Annotated in this window: 14 protein-coding genes; 5 read left to right on the top strand and 9 right to left on the bottom strand. The window is 39.3% G+C overall.

The genetic code is table 11. The annotated features are described in order from the left end of the window. The 5 genes from Q0976_RS21305 to Q0976_RS21285 form a co-directional block, all read right to left on the bottom strand. The coding region (locus tag Q0976_RS21305; protein WP_299496247.1) for a VWA domain-containing protein at positions 1-1,639 on the bottom strand (1,639 nt) is incomplete at its 3' end. Further along, on the bottom strand, positions 1,639-2,667 hold the full coding sequence (locus Q0976_RS21300) for a VWA domain-containing protein (protein ID WP_299496245.1): 1,029 nt from the start codon (positions 2,665-2,667) through the stop codon (positions 1,639-1,641). The genes Q0976_RS21300 and Q0976_RS21305, both read right to left, overlap by 1 nt. Next, positions 2,661-3,176: a DUF4381 domain-containing protein gene (locus Q0976_RS21295; RefSeq protein WP_299496243.1), complete on the bottom strand. Its 516-nt coding sequence runs from the start codon at positions 3,174-3,176 to the stop codon at positions 2,661-2,663. Before Q0976_RS21295 ends, Q0976_RS21300 begins: the two co-directional genes overlap by 7 nt. Then, a complete protein-coding gene (locus Q0976_RS21290; RefSeq protein WP_299496241.1) occupies positions 3,176-4,150 on the bottom strand; it encodes a DUF58 domain-containing protein in 975 nt (324 codons plus the stop codon). The genes Q0976_RS21295 and Q0976_RS21290 overlap by 1 nt, the downstream gene beginning before the upstream one ends. A 14-nt stretch (positions 4,151-4,164) precedes the next feature. Then, the gene (locus Q0976_RS21285; protein WP_299496239.1) at positions 4,165-5,121 is read right to left on the bottom strand and encodes a MoxR family ATPase; all 957 of its coding nucleotides are present in this window, start codon (positions 5,119-5,121) and stop codon (positions 4,165-4,167) included. Positions 5,122-5,349: 228 nt separating this feature from the next. Between Q0976_RS21285 and fadI (Q0976_RS21280) the strand changes: the two genes are divergently transcribed. The 4 genes from fadI (Q0976_RS21280) (at position 5,350) to Q0976_RS21265 (ending at position 11,086) form a co-directional block, all read left to right on the top strand. Then, the gene (gene fadI, locus Q0976_RS21280) at positions 5,350-6,660 is read left to right on the top strand and encodes an acetyl-CoA C-acyltransferase FadI (protein ID WP_299496237.1); all 1,311 of its coding nucleotides are present in this window, start codon (positions 5,350-5,352) and stop codon (positions 6,658-6,660) included. A 5-nt stretch (positions 6,661-6,665) separates the two neighbouring features. Then, positions 6,666-8,792 (top strand): fatty acid oxidation complex subunit alpha FadJ, encoded by a 2,127-nt coding sequence (gene fadJ, locus Q0976_RS21275; RefSeq protein WP_299496252.1) that lies wholly within the window; start codon positions 6,666-6,668, stop codon positions 8,790-8,792. 314 nt (positions 8,793-9,106) lie between these two features. Beyond that, positions 9,107-10,417 carry an acetyl-CoA C-acyltransferase FadI gene (gene fadI / locus Q0976_RS21270; RefSeq protein WP_299496235.1) on the top strand — a complete coding sequence of 437 codons (1,311 nt, stop codon included), beginning with the start codon at positions 9,107-9,109 and terminating at the stop codon, positions 10,415-10,417. A gap of 15 nt (positions 10,418-10,432) precedes the next feature. Next, a complete protein-coding gene (locus Q0976_RS21265; protein WP_299496233.1) occupies positions 10,433-11,086 on the top strand; it encodes an SGNH/GDSL hydrolase family protein in 654 nt (217 codons plus the stop codon). 405 nt (positions 11,087-11,491) lie between these two features. On the opposite strand, the gene Q0976_RS21260 is transcribed toward Q0976_RS21265, so the two are convergent. From Q0976_RS21260 to Q0976_RS21250, 3 genes are all read right to left on the bottom strand, one after another. Continuing rightward, entirely contained in the window at positions 11,492-11,671 is a 180-nt protein-coding gene (locus Q0976_RS21260) for a hypothetical protein (RefSeq protein ID WP_299496231.1), read from the bottom strand. A 201-nt stretch (positions 11,672-11,872) separates the two neighbouring features. Next, a complete protein-coding gene (locus tag Q0976_RS21255; protein WP_299496229.1) occupies positions 11,873-16,237 on the bottom strand; it encodes an EAL domain-containing protein in 4,365 nt (1,454 codons plus the stop codon). 324 nt (positions 16,238-16,561) lie between these two features. Continuing rightward, positions 16,562-19,360, bottom strand: coding sequence for an insulinase family protein (locus tag Q0976_RS21250; RefSeq protein WP_299496228.1), 2,799 nt, complete (start codon positions 19,358-19,360; stop codon positions 16,562-16,564). A 469-nt stretch (positions 19,361-19,829) separates the two neighbouring features. On the opposite strand from Q0976_RS21250, the gene sixA reads away from it, so the two are divergent. After that, positions 19,830-20,309, top strand: coding sequence for a phosphohistidine phosphatase SixA (gene sixA, locus Q0976_RS21245; RefSeq protein WP_299496226.1), 480 nt, complete (start codon positions 19,830-19,832; stop codon positions 20,307-20,309). 463 nt (positions 20,310-20,772) lie between these two features. Here the strand turns inward: sixA and smrB are convergent, their stop codons facing one another. Beyond that, complete coding sequence (gene smrB / locus Q0976_RS21240; protein WP_299496224.1) at positions 20,773-21,297, bottom strand: endonuclease SmrB; 525 nt, start codon at positions 21,295-21,297, stop codon at positions 20,773-20,775. Between the last annotated feature and the right edge of the window lie 36 nt (positions 21,298-21,333).

Here is a 21,333-nt window from a genome sequence, read left to right as displayed (position 1 = left end):
GTTGGTCTTGCTTATCCTGCTGGCTTTGTTGGTCTTGCTTATCCTGCTGGCTTTGTTGGTCTTGCTTATCCTGCTGGCTTTGTTGGTCTTGCTTATCCTGCTGGCTTTGTTGGTCTTGCTTATCCTGCTGGCTTTGTTGGTCTTGCTTATCCTGCTGGCTTTGTTGGTTTTGCTTATCCTGCTGGTTTTGTTGGTCTTGCTTATCCTGCTGGTTTTGTTGGTCTTGATTATCCTGCTGGCTTTGTTGGTCTTGCTTATCCTGTTGGTTTTGCTGGTCTTGCTTATCCTGTTGGTTTTGCTGCTTTTCTAATTTTTCAGCTAAGGCTAAGTTAGCTTTGATATCGTCATTATTAGGGGCTTTTGATAATGCGTCTTGGTAAGTGGCTTTAGCTTTACTGTATTGGCCTAGTTGCATCAGCGCATTGCCTTGATTGTAGAGGCCTGTTGCCGTGTTATTTTGTTTAAACAGTTCAAGGGCTTTATCATATTGACCTTCTTTATAAAGTGCGCTGGCTTTCCATTGATTATGTTCAAAGTCTTCGGCCGCTGCGCCATAGTTTTTGTCTTGATAAGCTTGCATGCCTTGTTGATCGGCAGTTTGCCATAGATCATTCCAAGTTGAGGCTTGAACTGGTTTGATTTGATAAAAACTGGTGAAGAGTAAGGCACATATGAGCCCGTAACGGAAACTGAGTAAGGCTGGAATTAACAGTAATAAAGCAATGAAAGGGCCTAGATCTTGCCAAGTTTCGCCACTGACTTGGGTGGCTTTTGCTGCTTGTGTGTGGGAGAGCCATGTTGTGAGTTGAGTGATATCTTTACCGTCTGCACGGGAAAGAATGTAGGTGCCATCGCTGGCATTAGCCAATTCTTTAAGTAAATTATCATCAGTTTTAGCAATCACGACATCATCACTATTATTTCTGAGTAATTGACCATCGGGTAATGAGATTGGCGCACCTTGTTGACTGCCAAAAGCAAGAATGGCGAGTCGATATTGCGTTCCTTTAAGTTGAGCTTTGGCTTCATTAAGCCTGCTGCGGCGAATGCCATCAGTGAATAAAATGATATCGCCTTTAACATGACCGGCTTGCATGAGTAAGGTTTTTGCTTTTAATAAAGCCTCAGCAACATTTGAGCCAGTCACAGGCATAATGGCAGGTGACAGTGTAGGTAATAAATTCAGTAAGGTCGCACTGTCTCGTGTTAAAGGACTGATGGTGAAGGCTTCCCCAGAGTATGCAACCAATGCGGTTTCACCTTCAGAGAGCGCCTTAAGAAAATCGGTTGCTTTATATTTAGCCTGTGATAGACGATTGGGTTTTAAATCGGTTGCGTACATAGATAAAGACATATCCATCACCAGAACACGACCTTGATCGGTTTGAAAAACAGGTAAGTCTTTTTTGGTTAAAGCGGGGCCTGATAAGGCGAGCACTGCAACAAACCAAGTTAAACTGAGAATACTCAATTGATGTTTCTGGCTAGAGCCTGATCCCGTGATTAACACTTTTGCTAAATGAGGAGAGATATAACGTTCCCAATGGGTGTTAATTTTATTGTTTTTCCAAAGTAGTAGCAAAATGGCGATTAAAGGTATAAGTGCTAAAAACCATTCTGGGCGTAAAAAATGTAACATCACGACCTTCCTTTTGCTGAATGATGTGCTTCACTGTTTTGATCTTTACGAAATGTGAAACGTTTAAACCAAGGTAAATAGCCAAGTGCAATTAAAATGCTGGCTATCAGGGCCATACTTAAGGGCCAATAAAACAGTTCAGATTGTGGTCTATAAGTGAGTTGGTCGCGGCTAACGGGCTCTAATTTATCAATTTCTTGATAAATCTGTTGTAATTCTTGTGGATTTCGCGCTCTAAAATAGCGACCATGGGTAGTATTGGCAATGGATTTCAATTGAGTTTCATCAAGATCCATAGATGGATTCACACGCTCAGTGCCAAACAGTGTTCGTCTTTCCATCACATCAGCGCCTATACCAACGGTGTAGATTTTGATCCCTCTTTTTGCTGCGATAGCGGCGGCTTGATCGGGGGTGATACTGCCGGCATTATTGGAACCGTCGGTGAGTAAAATGAGTATTCGATTACTTTTATCGATATTATCGAAACGCTTTACGGCTAACGCAATAGCCTCTCCAATAGCGGTCTGTTTACCCACAAGGCCGATTTGTGCTTCAGTTAAAAACTGCGAGACGCTGCGTCTATCTAACGTTAGTGGTGATTGTAAATAAGCATGATCGGCAAATAAAATAAGCCCAATTCGATCGCCTTTGCGCCTTTTAATAAAATCATTGAGCACATGTTGGACTAAGGTAAAACGATCGACATTTTGTCCATTGACTTGCATATCTTCAATTTGCATACTGCCCGATAAATCGACGGAGAGCATGAGATCTCGTCCTTTGGCCGGTAAATCAATGGGCTCTCCCATCCATAGTGGCCGTGTGGCACTCAATACCAGTAATCCCCATATCAGCCAATAACGCTTACGTGTGAGACTTTGCTTAATCGCAGAAGGTTGCAGCGAAAGGGGTTCTACACCCGATAAATGTAAGTGTCCACCTTGCTCTGTGGATTGAGATTTTTTTTGAATGATAAAAGGTAAGGGCAGTAAAATCAGTAGCCAAGGCCAAGCTAAGGTTAACATATTGGCTCCTTCGACGTTGAGTGTGCAGTTTCTTTTGGTGCGGGGCTTAGCTTTATGGGTAAGCCATTACGGATCCACTGTTTGGCTAATACTTTCAGTGTTTCAAGTTCCGTTATATTAAGAGGTGTTTGTTGATACCGACTATCAAGTAACTGATTTAGCTGGGGGATATTTTCTTGTGAGGCTAACCAGTTATACCAAGCTTTTCCTTCTAAAGAGGCGATTTGCTGGCGAGGAACATAACTCATTGCCGCTCGCTTTAAGATGCTATTCACTTGAATGGCATAGTATTCATCGTCAGCTTGCAGCAGTGCTAAATGACGTAAAGCTTCACGTTTAGCGGCTGTATATTTGTAGTGCTTAAAAATGAGCGCACTGAGGGCGAATACTATGATAAGGCTGATGACGATAACTACCCAGTACCCGATAGGTAAAGGCCAATGACCAATCGCTGTGGGAAGATGGATGTCTTTTAAACTGGCTAGCGCCGGATTGGGTGTTGCTGACATTATCTAAATGCTCCTAGCTGTTCATTGAGACGCAGTCCTGAATCGATTGAGCGAGTAACAATGTTAAGCTGATCCATGATGTCGATAAACTGAGCTTGTGTGCTTAATTGAGATCCCAGCCATTGATCATATCCTTTTCTATCGAGTAAGATTTTTTTATTTCGTTCAATAACCGGAAGCTGAAATTGTTTAGGCAGAGGTAACTTTCCTTGCCTGAGAGGATCGGTAATTAAAAATGCGCCCATGTCGCAATGTCGCTTGAGTTCAGATAACGGCCCTAAACAAGAAGGAGTAAAATGGCTGCCATCACTGATGATCCAAATTAAGGATCCCGGTTTGGCTAATCGGCGTAATCGCTGGCAAGCATGAAACATATGTTCAGGATCGCGCTCTTGGGTCGATAATTGAGAAAGCTGTTCACCGTGAACGTGTTTTAAATTAGACACCAGTTGCAAAATGCCTTGTTGGCGGCTGCGAGGCTTAAGCTCAATATGAGCTTGTTCACTGGCAATTAATGCCCCAATTTTATCGCCATTATTAATGGCGCTCCATGCGAGTGTGGCGGCTAAGTGAGCCGCTTGTACTGATTGCAATAATAGGCTGGAGCCAAAATAAAGGCTGTGGCTTAAATCCAGTAAAATTAATATGGGGCGCTCTCGTTCTTCGACGAATAATTTTGTGTGGGTTTTACCTGTTCGCGCTGTCACGCGCCAATCAATGGTGCGCACATCATCCCCATTTTGATATTGCCTGACCTCTGCAAATTCCATTCCTCGGCCTTTTATGGTACTGGCGCGATGACCTGCTAGGCTCGCTTTAGCACGAGCCCGTTTTTCAGGTAATGCTTGCGCTAAGGTCTGGCAAGCGAGTAACTCTTTGTCGGTTAAATGTACGCCGTTTGAAAAGAGTGGCAATTTATCGTCAATGGAGTGAGTATTCGCCGTATTTTCGCGGCTTTTTTGAGATATTCTCATACTCAAGTCCACCTTTAAGGTACTGCAACTTGAGACAGAATATGTTCGATAACACTATCGGGCGTGACGCCTTCTGCTTGTGCTTGATAGCTGAGCAATAGTCTGTGTCTTAAAACATTAGGAGCGACAGCTTGAATATCTTCAGGAGAAACGAAGTCTCTTTCATATAAATAAGCTCGCGCTCGTGCACATCGCTCGAGTGATAAGCTGGTTCTTGGACTGACACCGTATTCTAGCCAACTTTCTAACTGGTGACTATAGGCCTTAGGTTGTCTTGTTGCCATGATAATATTGACTATGTATTGCTCTAATGGCTCGGCAAGATAAATTTCTAAGGCTTGATCTCGTGCGGTAAAGATATCCTTTTGGCTAATGGGGCTTGTATGTGGCATATCATGTTTGAGGGCTTCTTTACGAGACATGCGCATGATTTTTAGCTCTGTTTCAGCATCTGGATAATCGAGATTTAAATGCATTAAAAAGCGATCGAGTTGTGCTTCAGGAAGAGGATATGTGCCTTCATTTTCAAGAGGGTTTTGGGTAGCCATGACGAGAAATAAATCAGGTAATTGATAGCTGTGTTTCCCGACCGTAACTTGACCTTCTCCCATAGCTTCTAATAAAGCGGACTGGACTTTTGCCGGCGCACGGTTAATCTCATCGGCTAAAATTAAATTGTGAAAAATAGGGCCCGATTCAAATTCAAATACACCTGTTTGAGCGCGATAAATATCAGTTCCAGTGAGATCGGCAGGCAAGAGATCAGGAGTGAATTGGACTCGATGAAAATCTCCTTCTACGCCTTCACATAGGGCCTTTACAGCCCGTGTTTTTGCTAGTCCTGGAGGGCCCTCAACCAGTAAATGTCCGTCGGCAATCAAGGCGATGAGTAAATTTTCGGTGAGAGAAGGTTGTCCTAGAATGACACTATCTAAGTAATCGCGTAAAGCATGAAGTTGACTTAAAGGCATGATGATACTCGTTTATTTTTTTAAATAATCCTTGATGACCCTTATAATAAATAATTTTTCTAGCCTTTGGCTAGTGTTAAAAGATGAACAAGTGTTTAAAACTTATTGTTTAGGAGGTAGAATCAGAGTCCACTTTGATGGTCTGACCTGTTTCGAACATGAAATTTGGTTAAGCAAGGACATAAAATATCTAGTTTTTTTTAGATAAGATGAATAAGAGGGCGACAAATGAGTGATAGACAACAGGTAACAAACGCTAAGGGCGAGCGGATTGCAATTGTATCAGGCTTGCGTACGCCTTTTGCAAAACAGGCAACCGCTTTTCATGGTGTTTCAGCGCTGGATATGGGGAAGATGGTTGTAAATGAACTCATCACTCGCTCTGATCTGGATCCTAAATTAATTGAGCAATTGGTATTTGGACAAGTGGTGCAAATGCCGAAGGCACCCAATATTGCTCGCGAGATTGTGCTTGGCACAGGTATGAATGTACACACAGATGCTTACAGCGTGACTCGAGCATGTGCAACCAGTTTTCAGTCTACGATCAGTGTGGCCGAGTCTATTATGACGGGTAATATGGATATTGGTGTAGCGGGAGGATCGGATTCTTCATCTGTATTGCCGATAGGCGTTTCTACAAAATTGGCTCATGCTTTGGTGGATTTGAATAAAGCGCGGACTTTCTCCCAAAAGCTGGCTATTTTTCGTCGTCTTGGAATCAAAGATTTATTACCCGTCCCTCCAGCAGTAGCGGAGTATTCGACGGGGTTGTCGATGGGGCAAACGGCCGAGCAAATGGCTAAGACTTACAATATTAGCCGAGCAGATCAAGATGCACTCGCTCATCGTTCCCATACATTAGCCACCCAGACATGGGATGCCGGTAAGTTGAATGATGAAGTGATGACGGCCCATGTCCCTCCTTACAAGCAATTTATTGAGCGTGATAATAATATCCGTACCAATTCTGAGCTAGCATCTTATGCAAAATTGCGTCCCGCTTTCGACCGTAAACATGGTACCGTCACCGCGGCGAATAGTACGCCATTAACCGATGGAGCCTCTGCGATACTATTGATGAGTGAGGGGCATGCAAAAGCCTTAGGTTATGAACCATTAGGCTATATTAAGAGCTATGCACATTGTGCCATTGATGTCTGGCAAGACATGCTAATGGGCCCCTCTTATGCGACACCGATTGCCTTAAAACGCGCGGGGATGGAGTTAGAAGATTTAACCTTAATTGAAATGCATGAAGCGTTTGCGGCCCAATCTCTTGCGAATATGCAAATGTTTGAGTCGAAGAAATTTGCGGAAGAAAAACTCGGGCGCGATCGTGCTATAGGCCAGATTGATATGGATAAATTCAATGTATTGGGTGGCTCGCTTGCTTATGGGCATCCTTTTGCCGCAACAGGGACACGTCTTGTGACACAAGTTTGTCGTGAACTTAAGCGTCGTGGGGGTGGAACAGGATTAGCAACAGCATGTGCGGCAGGGGGTTTAGGGACTGCCATGATAGTTGAAGTGGAGTAATAATGATGACAAAAACATTTAATTTAACTCGCCGTGAAGATGGTATTGCCGTATTGACGATGGATGTGCCTGGCGAGAGCATGAATACCCTAAGAGCGGAATTTGGCCCTGAAATTCAAGGTATGCTGGCAGAAATAAAAAATGATAGTCAGATAAAAGGCTTAGTTTTAGTTTCAGGGAAGAAAGACTCGTTTGTTGCGGGTGCTGATATCAGTATGCTTGATGCTTGCGGCACAGCAAAAGATGCAAAAAAAATCTCTTCGGATGGCCATGTTGTTTTTAACGAATTAGAAGGGTTGAATATACCCGTTGTGGCAGCAATACATGGCGTATGTTTAGGGGGAGGATTGGAGTTAGCGCTGGCTTGCCATAAAAGAGTGTGCAGCGACAGCAAGAAAACACTCATGGGCTTACCAGAAGTGCAATTGGGGTTACTGCCTGGTGGCGGTGGAACACAAAGACTACCCAGATTAGTCGGTGTTGCTAAGTCTTTAGATTTAATGTTAACGGGAAAACAAGTGAGACCCAAGCAAGCGCTTAAAATGGGGCTTGTTGATGATATGGTACCTGGATCTATTTTGCTTGAAACGGCTGTGAAAATGGCCCTTAAAGGTAAAAGGGTGACCAAAAAACAAAAGCCTTTGATGGAGCGAGTGTTAGAAAGTACCAGTATTGGTCGTAATATTATTTTCGATCAAGCAGGTAAACAAGTGGCTAAAAAGACCCAAGGTAATTATCCAGCACCAGCCAAAATTATTCATTGTGTTCGTCAAGGTATGGCAAAAGGATTAACAAAAGGGTTAGCCGTTGAGGCTCAGTCATTTTCAGAATTGGTGGTGTCAAGTGAGTCTCAAGCATTAAGAAGTCTCTTCTTTGCTACCACTGAAATGAAAAAGGAAACGGGTGCAGGAGATGTGCAGCCTAGAGACATTAAAAAAGCCATGGTGCTAGGGGGCGGATTAATGGGTGGCGGAATTGCTTCTGTCACCAGCAGTAAAGCAAAAATCCCTGTTCGAGTGAAAGATATTAATCAAAAGGGGTTAAGTAATGCTTTATCTTATGCTTACAAGTTATTGGATAAAGGGGTTAAAAGGCGTCACATGACACCTGCTGTGCGGGATAATGTGATGGCGTTGATGACCACCAGTACGGATTTTACCGGTGTCAAAAATACCGATATTGTGGTTGAGGCCGTCTTTGAAGATTTAGCTCTTAAACATCAAATGGTGAAAGATATTGAGCGAGAGTGTGCCGAATCGACCATTTTTGCCTCAAATACCTCTTCTTTGCCGATCAGTCAAATAGCAGAAGCGGCAGCGCGTCCTGAAAATGTCATCGGGTTACATTACTTCTCACCCGTGGAGAAAATGCCCTTAGTTGAAGTGATCGCACATGCTAAAACGTCACCGGAAACCATCGCGACAACAGTTGCTTTTGCGCGTAAGCAAGGTAAGACCCCGATAGTGGTTCAAGATGGGGCGGGTTTTTATGTTAACCGTATTTTGGCGTTATACATGAATGAAGCAGCGGCGCTGTTATTAGAAGGACAAAGTGTCGATCATTTAGATAAGGCGCTAGTTAAATTTGGTTTTCCTGTGGGACCGATGACTTTATTGGATGAAGTGGGAATTGATGTCGGCGCAAAGATCTCACCTATTTTAGAAGCTGAATTGGGCGAGCGTTTTAAGGCGCCTGCGGCTTTTGATGCATTAATGGCAGATGATCGTAAAGGCCGTAAAAATCAAAAAGGGTTCTATGTCTATAATAAAAGCAAAGGCAAGAAGAAAAAAGAGGTCGATGAAAGCGTTTATCAAGTATTAGGATTAGTGCCAGGGGCGAATGCAAGTATAGATGAAATAGCTCAACGTTGTGTTGTACAAATGCTTAATGAAGCGGTGCGTTGTTTAGAAGATAACATTATTGCAAGCCCTAGAGACGGTGATGTTGGTGCTATTTTTGGTATTGGATTCCCTCCTTTCTTGGGGGGACCTTTCCGCTATATTGATACGTTAGGCGCAGGCAAGCTTGTGTCTATTCTTAATGATTATCAAGGGCAATTTGGCTCGCGTTTTGAGCCTTGTCAGATGTTGTTGAATATGGCAGAAAATAAAAGCCGATTTTTTGAAAAATAATAGTTATTTTTAGGCATGTCTATTTTAAGCGACGCTTATGCGTCGCTTTCTTTTTGTTGTTCGTCTAAACCGCTTTTCATTCCAGCTGAGACTATCATTTTATATTGATTTAGCGATATAGAGTTAATAGCAGCTTTTCATCGATTGTATTTCTGAACAATATCGTCATTCCCACACAGAACTAATACTAACGGCTAGTGTTGTTGTGATTTATAGCCATTTGTAGTGGTTACTTTTCATACTCAAGGTGCAGGTTTTAAAGGCACTAAAGCACTAACATGTATTGATTGTTTAATGAAATACAGGGTATAGCGATGAAAAAAGGGCAACAAGTGAGCAATAGTAGAGGGGAAAGAGTCGCTATTGTATCAGGACTACGCACTCCTTTTGCTAAACAAGCAACGGCTTTTCATGGCATTTCTGCTCTAGAACTGGGAAAGGTGGTGGTGTCTGAGTTACTGACGCGTGCAGACATTGCACCTAAAGCTATTCAGCAACTGGTCTATGGGCAAGTGATCCAAATGCCAACGGCGCCTAACATCGCAAGAGAAATTGTCTTAGGCACATCTATGGAACCGACTACAGATGCCTATAGTGTGAGTCGTGCTTGTGCGACAAGCATACAAGCTATGGTGAATGTGTCTGAATCAATCATGCTTGGCAATATTGACATTGGTGTGGCTGGAGGTGCAGATTCGACATCGGTTTTACCTATTGGTGTGTCTAAAAAGTTTGGGCGAGCATTAATTGATTTAAGTAAAGCAAAATGCTTACGTGAGAAATTGGCTATTTTAAGGCAGTTAAAATTGAAAGACTTCATTCCACATGTCCCCACACCAAAGGAATATTCAACAGGTTTATATATGGGGCAAACTGCTGAGCAAATGGCTCAAACTTTCAGTATTAGCCGCGAAAATCAAGATGCATTTGCACATCGGTCTCACTCGTTAGCGGCCAATGCTTGGAAAGAGCTGAAGCTGACGGGTGAAGTGATGCATGTGGATACGCCTGAGTTAAGCGATGCGATTGAAAGTGATAATACTGTCCGTTATAACTCCAAATTGACTCATTATGATAGACATAAGCCTATTTATGATACTCAAAAAGGAACCGTAACCGCAGCGAATAGTCCAGCTTTATGTGATGGGGCATCTGCTGTTTTACTCATGGGAGAAGGAAAAGCAAAAGCATTAGGTTATCAACCTCTTGGCTATATTAAGAGTTATGCATTTAGCGGCGTCGATGTGTGGAAAAATATGTATAGCAGTGGGGCTTATGCCATTCCGATGGCATTGGCTAAAGCGGGTCTGGAATTACGTGATTTGTCATTAATCGAAATGCATGAAGCTTATGCTGCCCAAGTACTGGCAAATATAAAAATGTTAAATTCAAAGAAATTTGCTCAAGACTATTTAGCCCGCCCAAATGCAGTAGGTGAGGTGGATATGGATAAATTTAATGTACTGGGTGGCACGTTAGCTTATGGAAATACTTTTGCAGCTACTGGGACTAAGTTGATTACTCAACTGTGCAGAGAATTACAAAGAAGAGGTGGAGGGCTAGGAATGGCGGCCATTTGTTCTGCAGGTGGATTAGGAACCGCTATGATTGTAGAAGCAGAATAATTTCTAGGAAACAAAGTGAAAACAATATTAATTTATGGTGACTCGTTAACTTGGGGCTTTGTTCCAAACGGGTTCGATACTAAGACAATGGTATGTCAACGTCATTTGAAAGCAGATAGGTGGGCTGAGCAGTTAGCTGCTTTATTAGGTGAAGATTATCAAGTCATTATTGAAGGGTTAAACGGTAGAACAACGGTTTTCGATGACCCTTTATTGCCTGGCCGCAATGGCCTAACTTATTTATTACCTTGTTTATTAAGCCATCATCCTATTGATCTTGTCATGATAATGCTGGGAAGTAATGATCTAAAAAGGCATTTATCATTAGAGGCTAGGGATGTGGCTTTTGGTATGAGAAACTTAATTTGTCAAATTAAATTGGCTAATGTTGGCCCTAATGGAACAGTACCTAAAATTTTAATTATCTGTCCTCCTGTTATTCAAGGTGGAGTGGGGGTCTTTGCTGCATCATTCATGGGAGCAGAAAATAAATCACATGATTTACCAGAAAACTATCGATTGATTTCTGAACTGGAAGACTGTGGTTTTTTTGATTCTAATCATGTTATTCATTCGAGTCATCTTGATGGCGTGCATTTAGATAAAGTGCAAAATACTCGCCTTGCTAAGGCATTACTCCCTACTATTAATACGTTACTCAATTCTTAATACTTTTTACTCTGTCATTAAGCTGATATTTTATTTTTGGGTAGTTTTAAGTGAGATGTTTTTTTGACACTGGTTTTTATTTATTTTTAAACGATTGACGGTTAATTGACATTAAGCAGTTTATTAAGGAAATAATACTGTTATAAATCGAAATAAGAAAATGGTCGGTATATTTAATATAATGAATATTGAATGTTTTCATACATGATAGATTGCACTTTAAACAAATGGGGTGTTATCTATTTACTTGAATTTAAACGATAAATTTTGGTGGTGATATGTTTTTTAAAAGGGAAAGTGTAGCTGTATAAGGAAATTATTCTTATACAGCTTAAATATAGGTGTGAGACAATATAAAAAAGCCTTTTTTGTATAATTAGGTATATTTATTCGAGTTGTATTTTATTAAAAAATAACAATTGGAATTCTACTAATAATTGGGTATTCACACTTTTCTTGATTATCGGAATGATTGTCGACTTTATGGACACTTTTTTGATAATTGTCTGATGAAAAGGCTGCTGCTGAGAAGCTAACCAGAGCAATAATAGCATTTAATTGAATAATTTTAAGTAATGTGTTCATGTGAACTCCCTAATAGATTAAGTATATTGTTATATTTTTTATTGACGTTTTATCGCTAACTTAGGTTAAGCATATGTTGTGCCATATTTGTTTTTTGTTGTGTATTTGTTTTTATTTGATTTTGATATGGTACGCCTAAATTTATATAATTAAGTGCAGCACCCGTAACTGAAAGAGTTAATCGTTACGGGGCATGAATTGCTAACTGTAGTTGCTAGGAGCTGCGCTATCCATCAAATGGGTTGTCGGAGTGATGTGTGGATTTTCATCTTTTAGCCTTTGAGTATATTGGGCTAATGGTAGAGGCTTATCATAAATGTACCCTTGAATGAATTCACATTTTAGGGCTTTTAAAATGCTGAGTTGTGAGCTGTGCTCTACTCCCTCTGCGACGACAGACAGTCCCATGTTGTGAGCCATGGTGATGATTGAGTCAACCATTTTTAAGTCTTTATCTGACTTATCAATATCATCAATAAATGCTTTGTCTATTTTCAGTGTGTGAATGGGAAAGCGTTTTAAGTAGGAGAGGGATGAATAACCTGTACCAAAATCATCCAAGGCTAAGCTTATTCCCATTTTATTGAGTTGTTGCATGACATTGATCGCGGTTTCGGGATCGTGAATGACCGTGCCTTCGGTGATCTCCAATTCAAGATTGATTGCTGGAAGTTGGGTTAGGCGTAAAATAGATATTATACGCTGCTGTAGATCTGGTAACGTAAATTGTTTTGAGGATAGGTTGACAGCCACGCGGCCGTTAAATAAGCCTTGAATACGCCATTGTTGGGCAGCAAAGCAGGCTTTTTTTAATACTAGTTCACCGATATCTATGATTAAGCCATTTTCTTCGGCAAGTGGAATAAAATCATTAGGTGAAATCAGACCATGTTCAGGATGATTGAGACGAACCAATGCCTCCATGCCGATGATTTTTCCGGTGGATAGTTTTATTTTGGGTTGATAGTAAACTTCAAATAAGTCTTTTCTTAAGCCGTCACGTATTAACGTTTCTACTTCCAAGCGGCGTATAGCATTACGATTTAAGGATTCGGAATAAAATTGATAACGATTACCACCGGCGGATTTGGCATGGTACATGGCAATATCTGCTTTACGTAACAAAGCTTGTTCATGTTGATCATCCTCTGGATACAAGACAATACCAATGCTGAGGCCCACCACCACCCGTTCGTTATTGAGTTCAAATGGGGCGTTAAAACTTTCAATAACATTTTTGGCTATGATGGCGCTGGATCCAATATCTGGGTTGTTATCCACTAAAATGGCAAATTCATCACCGCCTAGGCGGTAAATTCCAGTTTGATAAGGCACAGAATCTTTAATGCGTTTGCTGACCATCACCAGAAGCTGATCGCCCACTTGATGGCCCATAGAGTCATTAATTTTTTTGAAGTTATCCAGATCCAGTACCATTAAGGTATGGTGAGAATCACGCTTGACTAAGTTGCCTAAAGTGACCATTAAATTAGACCGGTTAGGTAAGTGGGTTAAAACATCATTATTGGTGAGTTGTCTGAGCTCTTCTTCTTGTTGTTTTCGTCTTGATATATCAGAAAAAATGCCTACGTAATGGGACAGTTGTCCTTGCTCATCGTAAATAGCATCAATACTTAATGCCATTAAAAAGACGTCTTGATTTTGACGTATGGTTTCAATTTCACTACTCCAGCGGCCTTGCTGTTGTAAAATAGTACGAATTTGTTGTGAAAAGCTTTTTGGATAACGGTCAAAGGTCAAGATTTTACCTAGAAACTCATCCTTAGTCTGCATCAATAGATGACAGCATGATTGGTTGACTTCAACAAAAGTGAAATTTTCATCCAGTATGAACATGCCTTCAGAGATATTTTGTATCGCGCGTTCAAATAACCTAAGTTGTTCTTCTGTTTGCTTAAAATGACTGATGTTTTTGATGGTCCCCGTCATCCGTAGGGCTTGCTTATTATCGTTTCGCTCTACGACTTTGGCTCTGTCTAAAATCCAAATCCAATTATCATTTGACCCTTGTACGCGATATGCGGCCTCAAAGTGGCTGGTTTTTCCATCCATATGAGCGCTTAGGGCATCGGTGACTCTGTTAAGATCCATTGGATGAATGTTACTTATTTCATCACTTTGGGCCATTCTTTTTCCATCTCTCGGAAAGGCCAGATCTCCCCAAATATTGGAGCGGTATATTTTATCGGCATTGATGTCCCAGTCCCACATCTCATCACCACTGCCCCAAAGTGATAGCTTCAATCGTTCTTCACTCTTTACGATGCGCTGTTGAATTTCTCGTCTGCGAATGGCGGTTTTAATTATCAACAGTGATAAAAATAGTGCAGCGAGGCAGTAAAGGACCTTGGCCTTATTGCTTAACCACCATGGAGGGGTAATATCAATTCCCATTTTATGTACAGGGCCAGGATCGCCACTAATAGGATCGATGGCATATACATTAAAGGTATAGTGTCCCGGTGAAAGGTTAGTGTAGGTGGCTGAATGATTACCTTGGGTAGAAACCCAAGTATCTGATAGGCCCTGCATTTGGTAATAATACTCAATATTTTGATATGTGGATCCTGGTGTATTAAATTCAAACGTAAAAGGGTAGTCTGAGTGTTTTAAAGTGATATTATCGGTATAATTGAGGGCTTTTTTTAAAATATCTCCATCTACTTCTTCTTTAATATTTAAAATTGAAAAATCTTTAAAATAAGTTCTAATAGATTGACTGTCATTAATATAGTTTTCAATTTCCTTTGGGGAGACCACACTAATACCTTCGATACCTCCTATGAGTAAATTATTATTATAATTTAATATAGCCTGGGAGTTATATTCGTTTTGGCTTCCATTTTCATGTGTGAAAATATAATTTTTTTGCGTTTTGGTATCAAAGAAAATAATTTCTTGCATTGAAGATGCTACTATATATTTACTTATTTTATTAATTGCATAAATTGATTTGTTTTTACTAAATATTTGACTTGTTTTTTTACTTTCTTTGTTATATCTAAATAATGAGGTGCGAGTACCAAAGTATACATGTTTACTGTCATCATAGAGACTAATTACCATGTCATTGAGAAATATATTAATAATTGAATATTCATTATTATCATTGATTTTTACTAATTTATATAAACCAGATTGAGTTGCAATCCACAATGCATTATTTGATTCAATAATATTATATATAGGGCTTCGATTATCTACTACTATTTCTTCCACTATATCTTTATTGAATTTTATTATTTTTCCATCAGCACTACCAGCATAAAAATAATTACCATCTAAACTTTTTTTGATAGTAATGTATTTTCCACCTAATATTTTTTTTCTTTTATTTGTTTCATGATTAAATGAATATATTCCTGATAAACTTGCGATTAGGATTTCATTGTTTAAGGGTAATATTGACTTGTAACCATATATATGAGTATTTAACTTTACTTCTTCTTTCATATTATTATCATAATATGAAATATATTCATTATCTGTTGCTATGAAAAGCCCAAAATTATTTTTAGTTAATGACCATATATTTTCTTTGTTAATAGTTAAGGATGATATAATATTTTTATTAAAGCTTACAGACACAAAACCTTGACTTTTTGATATTACTGTTATTCTTTTCTTAAAAGATATTAATTTAGGGCCATCTATATTTCTTGGAATATTATTTATAATTCCAATAGGTTTATGTTCTAAATTGTCGTTAATTAAAAATAGGGTACTATTCTTAATTGCTATAAATCCCTTTTCAATTTTAGTTAATGAATTGTAATTATGTGAAAAAATTAGTTTTTCCTGATTATCAATACTGAAAATACCTGTTTTTTTTAAAATAACAGGCTGAGACTTAAATAAATCAATATCGATACTATTATGAGCAACTTTTTTATTTTGGCCATTAGTCACTTTTATGACGTCACCATTATGGTTTCTAACAAGTATTCCTTGTTCAATAGGGATTATTTTTTGAATACGATTAAACAATTTACTGCTTGATTGCTGCTTTATTGTTGTGAGTGCTAAATCTATAGTTAATATATGATGTCTTGTACCGATCAACAAGCTGTCCCCATCAGCTTGAATCGACCAAATCTCAGCATTTTTTAATTCTGAATGGGGGAATAACACTTCAAAACTATCTGATTCTGGATGATAGAGAGATAAGCCTTTATCTGTACCCACAAATAATCGGTTCTGTTGATCAATAAATAAGCTTTTTATCACTGAACTCGGTAAACGAAGGGGTTCATTGATGGAAGATGGAGTTGTGGTATGCTCAGTAGACGCGAAGTAATGTTTAAAATGTTTGCCATCAAACCGATTTAGGCCGTTTAAAGTGCCGATCCAAAGATAGCCGTCTCTATCTTCAACCATAGATGAAATAATACTCTGGGATAGTCCTTCTGGTACGCTGTAAACTTGAGATTTAAGCTCTACAGGTACGGGTTTTTCTAACATGGCATAGGTTTTTACTGACACCAAGAGCGTTAGCAAAAAGAATAAAAAAGGATGAACACAGGTTTTTTTCAAAGCATTTGGCATAGTACGACAGTTATCTATTTGGAAGAATGCAACAATAATAATAAAAGTAACATCGGGTTAGTTTAACTTTTCCAGAAAGTGATGAGCTTGTCAAAAATATTGAAATTTTATTAGAGGTCAGAACGATATTTACTGGATATTTTTATAAATCAATATGTTATATTTAGAGATAACTACTGTGTTTTAGTGGGAATATCGGTTTTGGCTAGTGTTTTAAACTGCATACTATTAACTTTCCAAGATATATATCTTTTGTTGTGTGTTGTATGCACACAGGCTTAAAAAAGCAAAGTCTTGCTTAAAATTTAGTGCACTAGGGCAGTTTTAATCACGACTAAGTGTATGGGTATTTTGTTTGAATATGCGTAAGTCTTCTATCATATTATCTGTTTTTAATGGTGGTAAGTCTTGATGTTTCTGACCTGTGTTGAAAAGAACCAGCCTATCAGCATACTGGGTCCGCATTTTAGTCATTATAAATCGAATGAGTTCAGCACGAGAGACGTCAGCAATAAAATTGGCAACTTTTTCTCTTTGATTAAAAAGGTAGTCTTGATTAGCAATACTGGCCCAGTAGCGTTGGCTACGGCTTTTTAGATTTGTATCTTGTTCAAGCAGTTGTTTGATGAGTCCTTGCTTCGTTTTTTCCCAGTCTTTTTGTGTAATTTGCATAATGGCATAAGTAAAGTCGGCGATGAACTGATCGATAGCTTCAAGTAATTGTAATGGGCTTCGACTAGGAGATTGAATATAAAAAATCATACCAGGGTAGCGATTGAGTGGTAAATATCCTGTGCCTAACATATAGCCCAATTGACGTTGAGTGCGCAATTCATGGAAAAATGAAGAAGACATAGTGTGGTTCAGTAAACTGAAAATACCCATGGTATTAATGTTGGTTACTGATGATTGGTAATAGACAATAATACTGCTGTCTTGATGAAGTGTAAGGCGCTCTCTCATTAAAGTTTTTTGATGACTTAAATCGATAATTTCTCGAGCGCTGCTATCGCTTGGTGAGGATACCAAAGATAAAATATGATTGAGACGTTTTGTCAGTGAGTAGACTTCACTGATCAGCCAATCCCCATAAACAAGTCCTTCAAGATGCACTTTTTCATAAAATAATCTCACATGTTCATGCAGATCGTTTAACGTAATCTCCTCGAGAAATTCAGCCATTCGAGCGGGCTCAAAACTGCGTTTTTGTAATGTCACCGTTAAGCTGGTAAAGAGTTGAGAAATGGGTTTAGATTGGCTATGGTTGCGCCAGTTTCTTAATATTTGTTGTTTAATGATGTCAAATCTAGCTGAGGTAAAATTACGTTCTCTTGCTTTATTAATGATAAGTGCGAGTAACGTTTCTTGTTTACCAGTAAAGCCTGTTAAATGTAGCGTTATTCCACCTTGGTGGGGATAAATATTATAACTTAAACCGGCCACTTCTGCCGGATAGGTATATTCTGTTAAAAAATCCAATAACATTTCTACGTACAGTCGTGTTAAGGCTGCATGGCGAGGACTGGCTGAGGCATGAGCTGAATCTAAAGATAAATAGAGATGACCTTTAGGGACATTGAACTCATCATCCTTTTTATGCCAGATCCGGTAGCCTTCCCCCTGTGAGACGATAACAGGAATATGTGTATGGCTTTTTTGGGCTCTAGGACCATTATCAGGGGTTATAAACGGGTTTGGCGCTGGAAGCGATAAGGCTTTTCGTGTTTTAACATGATGCCATTTCGCAAGTCGTTTAGCTGAAATGGGTATTATTTGGTATGGTGAGTGATACCATTTTGCTTGAGTATTAGTATCGACATCTTGTGCTATGACTTGTAATCTGATGTTTGAAGGGCACATGAGATCCAGTAATTCTCGAGTGTTATTCAGCGCAAGTTTATCCATTCGATAGTCACCAAAAATAATATCTTTGACAGGATAATGATGCATATTAATGCTTAAATGACTGGCAAGATCTAATGGTTTGCTAGGCTCTTGATATTTAAAGGCTTGTGTTAGTAATTGTGCTCTTTCTTGATAACGCCAGTGTTCTAATCCATGGCGTTTGATTAATGTAATATATTCAAAGCAGGCAGTAATAATATCATCGAGTTGCTGAAACCCTTTTTCAGTCAGCTGAATGCCAATATTATAATCTTTGTAATTGTAGCCATGTGCGCCGCCTCCAGCTGATAAGCTTGTTGCTAACCCTTCAGACTTTAAATATGACAATAAACTGCCTTTACCTTCAAAGCCAAGTAGGTGGCTAATAAAAGTGAGAGGCTTAAAGTGATAAAGTGAGTCGATTGCGGGTAAACTAAAGCATATACCGAGCCTTCTTTGTTGTTTTAACGGTTTGATATTAATTTGCTGGCTGAGATTTGATGGGTGATAAAGAGGCGTATTAGGGTATTGTTTTGAGAGTTGATGGTTAGGGATATCATTAAAATATTTTTTAGCAAAAGTCGTGAGTGTATCAATAGTCAGAGGGGCAACTAAGCATAGTGTCATTAAATTAGCACTATAATGTTGTTGATAGAATGCGACTAATTCTGCTTGTAATATTGCAGGATCCCCTGCAAGTGTTTCAAGGTTACCAACGGAGAATTTAGAAAATGGGTGGCTGCGGTTGACGGTTTCCTTGTGGACTTGATAAATTCGGCGCACATCATCTTTTAACTTTAAACTGAACTCAGATTCAATGGCGTGTCTTTCTTTATCTATCCATTCTTGATTAAACAAAGGATGGATGAAAAACTGGCTAAACCTGTCAAGAGAGTCTTCATAAGCATCGATATGTATATCATAAAAAAAGTTGGTTTGTTCTGTTCCAGTCCAAGCATTACTACTGCCACTGTGTTGATTAATGAACTGATGATATTCACCAGATTGTGGGTATTTTTGTGTGCCAAGAAATAACATATGCTCTAGAAAGTGAGCCATACCAGGACGGGTGTCAGGATCATCGAAATGACCAACGTTGACGGCCATTGAGGCTGCTGCAATTTTGCTTTTATTATCTTCAACTAATAAAACGGAAAGCCCATTGTTCAATGTCAGATATTGATATTGTCGATGATCATTAGGGCTTTTTATTATGGTTTCCGTTAAAGGCTCTGGCAAAATTATTCTCCACTTTGGCTTACAGACTGGCTCACAGGCTATTGAATATGAGTGATCACCAAATTATCAATAATAAAAGTCATTAAATACGATAAGTTAAACACTTATGGTATTGTGATGCAATATTAAGAGGCCATAAATCTTCTCTTGGATTAACCAGAAATAGAGTGTGAAATTAGAGGGTGATATTTATGTGTTCTTGTTTAAATTCAGCTTGCTGTCTATGTTACTAGGCTTTTTCAATGCCTATTTCTTTTTCATGTTGTTGAATGATTGTGTTGTCTTGTTGGTTTATGTTGTTACTTTCTGCTGTTTTATTAACAAAAACAGTGGGATTAAGTTAATTTTTTCATATAGAATGATACCAAGCGCTATTTTCAGTGGGTGAATGTGGACACATGAGGTATGTTAGTTTTTCATGCCCAGAGCATAACCCTATAACTATGTAAAACGGGATCTGCACAGCAGTATGCAATTATATTTAATGCGACATGGTGAGGCTAACCATCAGGCTAACTCTGATCAAGAGAGAACATTAACTGATGCGGGCCGCTTTCAAACTGTAATGATGAGTCAATGGTTAGCGACTTCTGTACAACATTTTGATTTAGTGTTGGTCAGTCCTTATGTTCGTGCTCAGCAAACATGGCAAGAAGTGAGTCAGCATTTTATGGAACCTACACAATGGCATGTATTAGAAGAGCTAACACCGTTAAATCATGCCAGTGATACAATGGATGTCATATTAGCTTATGTTGAATTCTATCAGGCTAAAAAGGTCTTAGTGATTGCTCATATGCCTTTGCTGGGATACTTAGTGAATGCATTTTTACCGGATGTTGAACCCCCTTTATTTTCAACTTCGGGTATTACGTTAATTGAAAAAAATAACAATCATCAATCTCTCATCTGGCAAGAATCGCCTTATTCCTGTTCTAGGGCCTGTTAAGCCTTTCTGATTACATTTTAGTGATTGAATGATGCCTCTCATAAATGTGTTGAGGTGGTAGAAAGAGGGGTTGCCTGAGTCATCTTAGGCTCCTTTCTTTAAACAGAGAAGTGTTTAACAAAGCATAAAGCACGTTTAGTCGAATGTTGCTTACAATAGAGAATGAAGACAGCTTTGTGGGTTCTTTTTATGGCATTATCGTTTATTGATGTATGACTCTATGAATGTGGGAGATAGAGGATGTCTGGAACTCAAGCCGACGACTCCATGGATGGAGGAGGTAGGGCGACGTCTGGAACCCAAGCCGAGAATAACAACACCGTACAAACTTTGTACTGGGCAAATAAACGATAAAATGCTGCAAAAATACTCACAAAAGGTTTAATCATCTATAGAGTGCCTTAAACACTCAGAGCACGATTGAAAGCCCACTTCCAATCGTGCTCTTAGATTACAATGAGGATTAAAAATAAGCCTCTTCTATATCGAGTAATACGAGTAATGCTGCGGTTCCCCCCCATTCTTTGGGCGCTTGATGAAAAGCTTTAACTTGAGGGTGTTGTGCGAGCCATAAAGGTAACTGCTGTTTCAATATTCCACTGCCGTGACCATGCATGACACTGCAACAAGGACTGTGCTGTTTGATTGCTGCTTGAATGAGTGCAACGAGCTCAAGTTTGGCTTCGGATTGTCTTAATCCATGGAGATCCAGTAGTAGATCTGGGCTGTAATCTCCTCGACGTAACCGCTTTAATTCAAAGCTGTCGACATCATCCCTTACCCATCGCATTGGACCTTCAGAGGGCATTAGAGGTTGGTATGTATCAGAAAAATAGCTGTCCGCATGCAACTTTTGTTCTGCTTGCACCAATTTGGCTTTATTTTTGGGCGAGGCGGTGAAATGACGCTTATCCTGTTTTAAGGGTTTAATACCTTGAATTAGCGTGGAAAACAGAGCCTGACCATCATCATCATATTTTTTATTCATAGGGGTATTTTATTGAATTCGATGCCATATGAATAG

Source organism: uncultured Shewanella sp. (genome assembly GCF_947501665.1).
Classification (GTDB): domain Bacteria; phylum Pseudomonadota; class Gammaproteobacteria; order Enterobacterales; family Shewanellaceae; genus Shewanella.
This window is presented reverse-complemented; position numbering and strand designations above follow the sequence as displayed.